Source organism: Mesorhizobium sp. M1088, assembly GCF_040318575.1.
Classification (GTDB): domain Bacteria; phylum Pseudomonadota; class Alphaproteobacteria; order Rhizobiales; family Rhizobiaceae; genus Mesorhizobium.
In genome coordinates, this window is record NZ_JAMYMO010000085.1 from 1 (window position 1) to 5399 (window position 5399).

The 5399-nt window shown below is 58.2% G+C and carries 6 protein-coding genes and 2 pseudogenes; 5 read left to right on the forward strand and 3 right to left on the reverse strand.

What is annotated here, in order from left to right; genetic code table 11:
- The first annotated feature begins 215 nt into the window (after window positions 1–215).
- The 4 genes and pseudogenes from NKH49_RS34265 (at window position 216) to NKH49_RS34280 (ending at window position 2480) form a co-directional block, all read left to right on the forward strand.
- Window positions 216–1049: a PA3715 family protein gene (locus NKH49_RS34265; protein WP_352930061.1), complete on the forward strand. Its 834-nt coding sequence runs from the start codon at window positions 216–218 to the stop codon at window positions 1047–1049.
- A 124-nt stretch (window positions 1050–1173) separates the two neighbouring features.
- Complete coding sequence (locus NKH49_RS34270; protein WP_352819735.1) at window positions 1174–1722, forward strand: class I SAM-dependent methyltransferase; 549 nt, start codon at window positions 1174–1176, stop codon at window positions 1720–1722.
- Window positions 1723–1860: 138 nt separating this feature from the next.
- Window positions 1861–2069, forward strand: a pseudogene (locus NKH49_RS34275) (cupin domain-containing protein); the annotation flags it as partial.
- A 69-nt stretch (window positions 2070–2138) separates the two neighbouring features.
- Complete coding sequence (locus NKH49_RS34280; RefSeq protein WP_352930066.1) at window positions 2139–2480, forward strand: hypothetical protein; 342 nt, start codon at window positions 2139–2141, stop codon at window positions 2478–2480.
- Between the two features lie 1060 nt (window positions 2481–3540).
- Here NKH49_RS34280 and NKH49_RS34285 read toward each other — a convergent pair.
- The 3 genes and pseudogenes from NKH49_RS34285 to NKH49_RS34295 all read right to left on the reverse strand — a co-directional run.
- Window positions 3541–3717 (reverse strand): annotated as a pseudogene (locus NKH49_RS34285) (DUF982 domain-containing protein); the annotation flags it as partial.
- A gap of 265 nt (window positions 3718–3982) precedes the next feature.
- Window positions 3983–4240 (reverse strand): hypothetical protein, encoded by a 258-nt coding sequence (locus tag NKH49_RS34290; protein WP_352473842.1) that lies wholly within the window; start codon window positions 4238–4240, stop codon window positions 3983–3985.
- 170 nt (window positions 4241–4410) lie between these two features.
- The gene (locus NKH49_RS34295) at window positions 4411–4638 is read right to left on the reverse strand and encodes a hypothetical protein (RefSeq protein ID WP_352473844.1); all 228 of its coding nucleotides are present in this window, start codon (window positions 4636–4638) and stop codon (window positions 4411–4413) included.
- A 327-nt stretch (window positions 4639–4965) separates the two neighbouring features.
- Here NKH49_RS34295 and NKH49_RS34300 point away from each other — a divergent pair, with 327 nt between their 5' ends.
- Complete coding sequence (locus tag NKH49_RS34300) at window positions 4966–5097, forward strand: hypothetical protein (RefSeq protein WP_352930064.1); 132 nt, start codon at window positions 4966–4968, stop codon at window positions 5095–5097.
- Window positions 5098–5399: the final 302 nt, after the last annotated feature.

Below are 5399 nucleotides of genomic sequence, written 5' to 3' on the forward strand. Positions count from 1 at the left end.
TATCATCGCGTCTCCCCAAAGAAAGCTTGACCCCAGCACTCCGGTGCTCAGGTTCTCCTGGCTGCCGGATGCGCACGTCTGCGGTCTTCACCGGATGCGTACTATGGTCCTGACGCAGCGGGTGGAGCTATCCGTCACTTCCCTGCCCTGTGCGCCGCCACCAATCTCGCGTAGAAGGGCCCTGGCCGAACCCGGCCCTGCGACGCGAGAACTCCATGCGAATAGTGTTGCCTGTCCTGTTGCTCGGCGCCGCCCTTGCCAGCCTGTCGCCCGCCAAGGCCGCGGCGGGCGATTGCGGGGATGCCGCCGCGCTGGTGCAGCAGGCCTATCCCAACGCCCGAAAGAGCGCCGACGGCACCTCGTTCACGCTTGAACCTCATACTAGCATCACCTCAACGTTCACGGAGAGCGAAGCGCCATTTGGCCTGGTCTGCAAGATTTGGCCCGCCCATGTCGACCTGCTGTTGGTGGCAGTGCTGCTGATTGACAGCGCTAACGGCGACCACCTGCATGTCGGCGATATCGAGCTTCTGGTCGTCGACAGGAATACGCGGCGCGTGCGCCAGCGCCTGCTCCAGCCCGGTCTGATGACCGATGACGCGATTGTCATCGAGAAGGTGGAATTCGACACGGGCCGCTATGCACTGGCCCCCAATGTCAGCGCATTCGGCCTGCGCATCGAAATGGCGCACCATTCGCTGACCGCTCCCTTCACTGAAACCGACCTGCGGCTATACGCTCTCACCGGCGATGATACGCTACGCGTGGTGCTCGACGGCCTCGTGGTGGCCGGCTCTGGCGGCGATAGCGATGGTAGTTGCGCCGGATACTTTCATTCCAGCCAGGTCAGCCTGGCGATAAGCCCGGCGCGCCATCATGGCTATCACGATATCACCGCGATTGAGCGGTCGAATACCGATAATCCCTCCCCCGACCATAATGGCGAATGCCAGTCCCATCCTGGCAAGCCTGCGAAGCGGACCTACTGGATGCGCTATGATGGCAGCCGCTATGCGGTTCCCGCGGCACTCAAGGTGATGGGGTTGTGAGGCGGCCGCACACGTCCCTGCCTTGGTTCGTCAATGTCATCAATTCCAGTTGAACGGGTATCGACCGTTAATTCTCTCGTGGTAGGAGGCGCTCAAGGGGGCTCTTCTCAAAGGAGCTGATGATTTGTGGTGGTCAAGATTCAAAAGGGGTTTTGCCGGAACGTGGGACGACAGACTTGACGGGCTATTCTCCGCAAAGGTCGACTACGCCGGAAAATCCATTCTCGATGTTGGCTGCAATATGGGTGTTGTCGCCTATGAGATATCCAAGCTGAAACCCAGCTCGATCCACGGGATCGACATTGCCAAGCCGCACATCGAGACCGCAAAGATGTTGTTGAGTGGCTCCCCGGTACATGCCAGGTTCGATCGCCTGAATCTTGGCAGCCGGCGCCTCGGCAATATCCTTCTACCGAAATACGATATCGTCCTGCTGCTGGCCGTCTATCAGCACATGCAGCGCAACATCGGCCCAGGCAAGGCGCGAAGGGTGCTTTCCAATATTGTGAGGCGCACCTCAAACGTCGTTGCCCGCGTTCCGCCTGGAACGGATGGCGAATTCATCGAAACGCTTTCTGACGAGGGGTTCCAGGTCAAGAGCACTCACACATCGCCTCTTGGTAGTCATGTGCTCGTGCTTGAGAAACCCGCCTTACGAAATCCGCAGCCATAGAGATGACATCCATGTGGCAGCAGCGGGCGCAGACCCGCTGCCTGCCTGCAACGCAGTCCCGGGAGAGCCCGATTCGCCGGCAGAAAGCACCTTGCGGATGGACGTCGGGCCTATGCCTTTGACATTGAGGTTGGCTCCGCAGCCGTGCTGGAAGAGCTTTTCAAGGCCAATGGCTGGAGTAGCGGCTGGCGGGACGGCATCTACCACTACGTTCATTACCATTCCCGCAAAAATGAAGTGCTTGGGATTGCGCGCGGAACCGGCAAGGTTCGGTTCGGGGCAACAGGGGCCGTACATTGTCCTTGAAGGCCGGCGACGTGGCAGTTCTTCCGGCCGGCACCGGTCACCCAGTTGGCCGTCCACGGGAAGGCTCCCGGTCTATGGGAGGAAGCGCCGCTGGTCTCAGCGTGGAAAAAATGAAGCTTGAAGATGAAGTCCGCCACGTTTCCGAAGACTTGGACGATGATGTACTGAGTGACGCTGTGCGGGCGCTGCATCGTCGGGTTAAGATCGTTCATGATTTCGATATCCCATACATTGCTGGCTACAGCAAAGATGGCAGGACGATTTATATCGATCGCCATATGCCTCGCACTATGGATTGGAAATCGGCCAAGGTCCGGCTTGCCCCATTTCTGCTAACGCACGAGATCGTTGAAAAGGCGCTCCTAGACGAACTCGGGCTTCATTATCTGCACGCGCATCAAATCGCCCTTCGAGCCGAACGCGATGCAGTGAAGGCGGCGGGTGTTGGCTGATCCGCTTACCAGGCCGTCAACAAAAAGAACGAAAAACCGATCTCCGAAGAGAAGCTCAAGAAGATTCCCAAGGATCTTGACCTGACGCCCTACCGCGACATGAGTGACTTTTCAACGCTAGAGCGTCTGCTGAAGGCGCAACGATAGTCGGACAAGCCAATGGGTCCTCGCTTGCCAGTTCCATGACCGCCGCCTTGCTGCAGAGCCGACGATGCTCTTTGTTAGATTCGAGCCCGGCCGAGAGTAGGGCTTTCAGTCGCAGATGCTAACGAGGCAGTAGGTTTCCTTGTTCCTTGGCCGTTTCGAGAAACGCCCCGCGGACCACTTCGCGTTTCACCTGATCGATCAAAGGCATGCTGGCAGAGCTGCACTGCGCTGAGCCATTTGGGCCACGCTGCTTGGTCCTGTGCAACAGTTGCTCAGCGGCTCGGCGGCCCGCTCGAAGTCGTTGCACTGATAGGCAATGCCAGGACAGGTGGTCCTTACGGACACTGGCGTCAGGATAGGCGCTTAATTTGAGAAGCTGGAAGGTGGGATGCTATCGTATTAGCGCGAAGGCCGTGTATCCTTTGAATTCCATGCGCTGTGCAACTTCTCAAATAATACCTGCGTAGCCACTATGTGAATTGAAGCCGAGGACGATGACAACCAGCCGCGCGGCCTGGTGGCCGAGCGCCACGTCCGAAGGACGATGGAGGCCGCCAACGCGTGTCCGAAAATTGTAGCATACTTCGGACTCATACCTTGCGTTTGTCCGAAAAGCACAGCCGGACGGGACCGCCGAAGCGGCGAAAGCGACCCCCGCGCCTCCTATCCGAAGTCAGAGAGAACCAGAGAGGACCCATAAGAGGAACTTAAAGCCGCAAGAGCCCGCCGACCAACCCCGTTTAGCCGCAGCTAACGGAACGATGTAGGCCCTCGCGGGTTTAGAGGCGGCAGCGGATTCTTCGTGATGTGCAGCCGCTGTAGGGGGGGTCCGTCGCCTCTCTTCCTCACCGGCGGCGGGCTCCTTTCGCGAAGGCGGTGTTGGTCAGAGAATCTTTACCGCCATCCAAGTTAGCTAGTTGCCATTGGGGGGGAGTAACGTCCCCTCCTCTTTTGCAGCAGCCAGGAACGCCTTGCGAGCCTTCTCAGGTTCCATCTCGTCGAAAATCACGGCCATGCAAACACGCACCGCGACGTCCCACAAGGGCCACGCTTGGTCCAGTTCATCAGTTCCTCGCCGGCTGCCTCGGCGTTGTTGACATTGCGGATGATCCCGAGACGCTCAGTCTTGACAGGGATCGGAGGGTTGAACCAGTGGGTTGTCATGTGGGGAAATGTCGGGCAACTATGGAATTTTGTCGGCCGATTCCAGCTTCCGCAGCTCAGACTGCTCTGAAAGCTCCCGCGCCAGTGTGGCAAGCGTCGGTGTCAGAGTTGGTTCGCCTACAAACCTTAGGAGCCTGCGCAGCTTCCGGCAGTAGTCTTCCGAACTGATCATCCCTCGGAAGGCACGTCCCCTACGCAGGATGGCCATGAGGGTCACTGAAGCTTCCTTCTGGTTCGTCGAAGGCCATAGAAGCCCGCGCTGCCAAAGTGGTGGCGCTCCAATCAACCTCGACCTGCTCTCGCCGCTCAAGCTCCTGCAACAATGCAGCAAGGGACGCCGGCAGTTTCTCGTCGACTTCGAGACCAAGCCTGTTGCGGAGCATCTGACGATTATCTTCTGAGCTGATCAGCCGTTGAAAGGCTGTCCCTGCTGTTGGTCGTGCCGGCATAAGGTCGTTCCCACATTCGGTCTGAAACACTTTCGTTGTGAAAGGGTTCCGAAGGGGAAGCGAATAATTTGGTGAGAATCTCTGAGCCGGGATTGGATGACCAGCTCGCGCGAAGTTCCCCGTGCCGCTCTCGATCTCATAGAGGGTTGAACCAATGGGTTGCCATGTGGCTATTCGCGAAGGTCGAACGCGACGAACAGGCCAAAGGCTGGGCCAATCTCGACAATAAGCTCGACCAGCGCGCAGTCACTTTCCACCAGATGCGGCCCGGCTCGGCGCACCGCTGCGATGGTCTCTTTCACGGAGATGATTTGGCCGCGACCGGCTTGTAAGATCAGCTCTTTAACAAGCTTATGGGCAGTCACTTTGCTCGGTCGGCAGTTCGTCCAAACGTTCATACTAGGCCTCCCACCTCAGCGAGAACCCACGCGGAACATTCATGATCCTCTGTCGGGAAAAATCAAGAAGAATGTTTGATGGAAATTTCTTAGCGGGAACCAGAGAAACAAGTACGGAGCGAGCCTCTGTACTCTTCCGCTTTGAGCTCAGCCAGCGCTAAGGGACTTCTTCGGTCGGCCCCTCTTTGGCCCGATCAATAGCCGCAAGTAATGACTGAAGGTTTGGCGGCAGTTCTGGTTCGACCCCCAGATTTAAGAACGTTTGTACGTTATGGGGAGGGAATCTCGCGTGCAGATCGGCGAAGCTGGGCAAGAGGAGTGATCGTCATGACCGTTCTTGCCCATAGCATCGCCAGCGACCCCCACGGAACGTGGCGGGCCGTCTTCTTGCCTGAAGAGCTGCATCTCTATTTGGAGTTCATCGGCCAGGCGCCGGCACAAATCCCGTCCACTGGATGAGCCTCGACGGCTTCCTTGCACGGCGGCCAAAAGATGCTCTCCACCAGCGGGCGCGCTGTAGAGTCTCGCGATTTTCGCCACAGCGACGATATTGGACACCAGGGTCCGCCGATCCATCAGGGCAACGGACGCCATCTTGGATCGGCTAGTGGTCGATGCTCAGGACGACACAATTGCTCGGCGTCAGAAGATGTCCTGGCCAGCATGGGCTGGCTGGTCATTGTAGCTCTCCGTCGGGTTTGCGCGCCGGCCTTAGCGGGCAGCGGATAGGCTACTTGGCGAGGAAGTCCGTGATGAGCTTG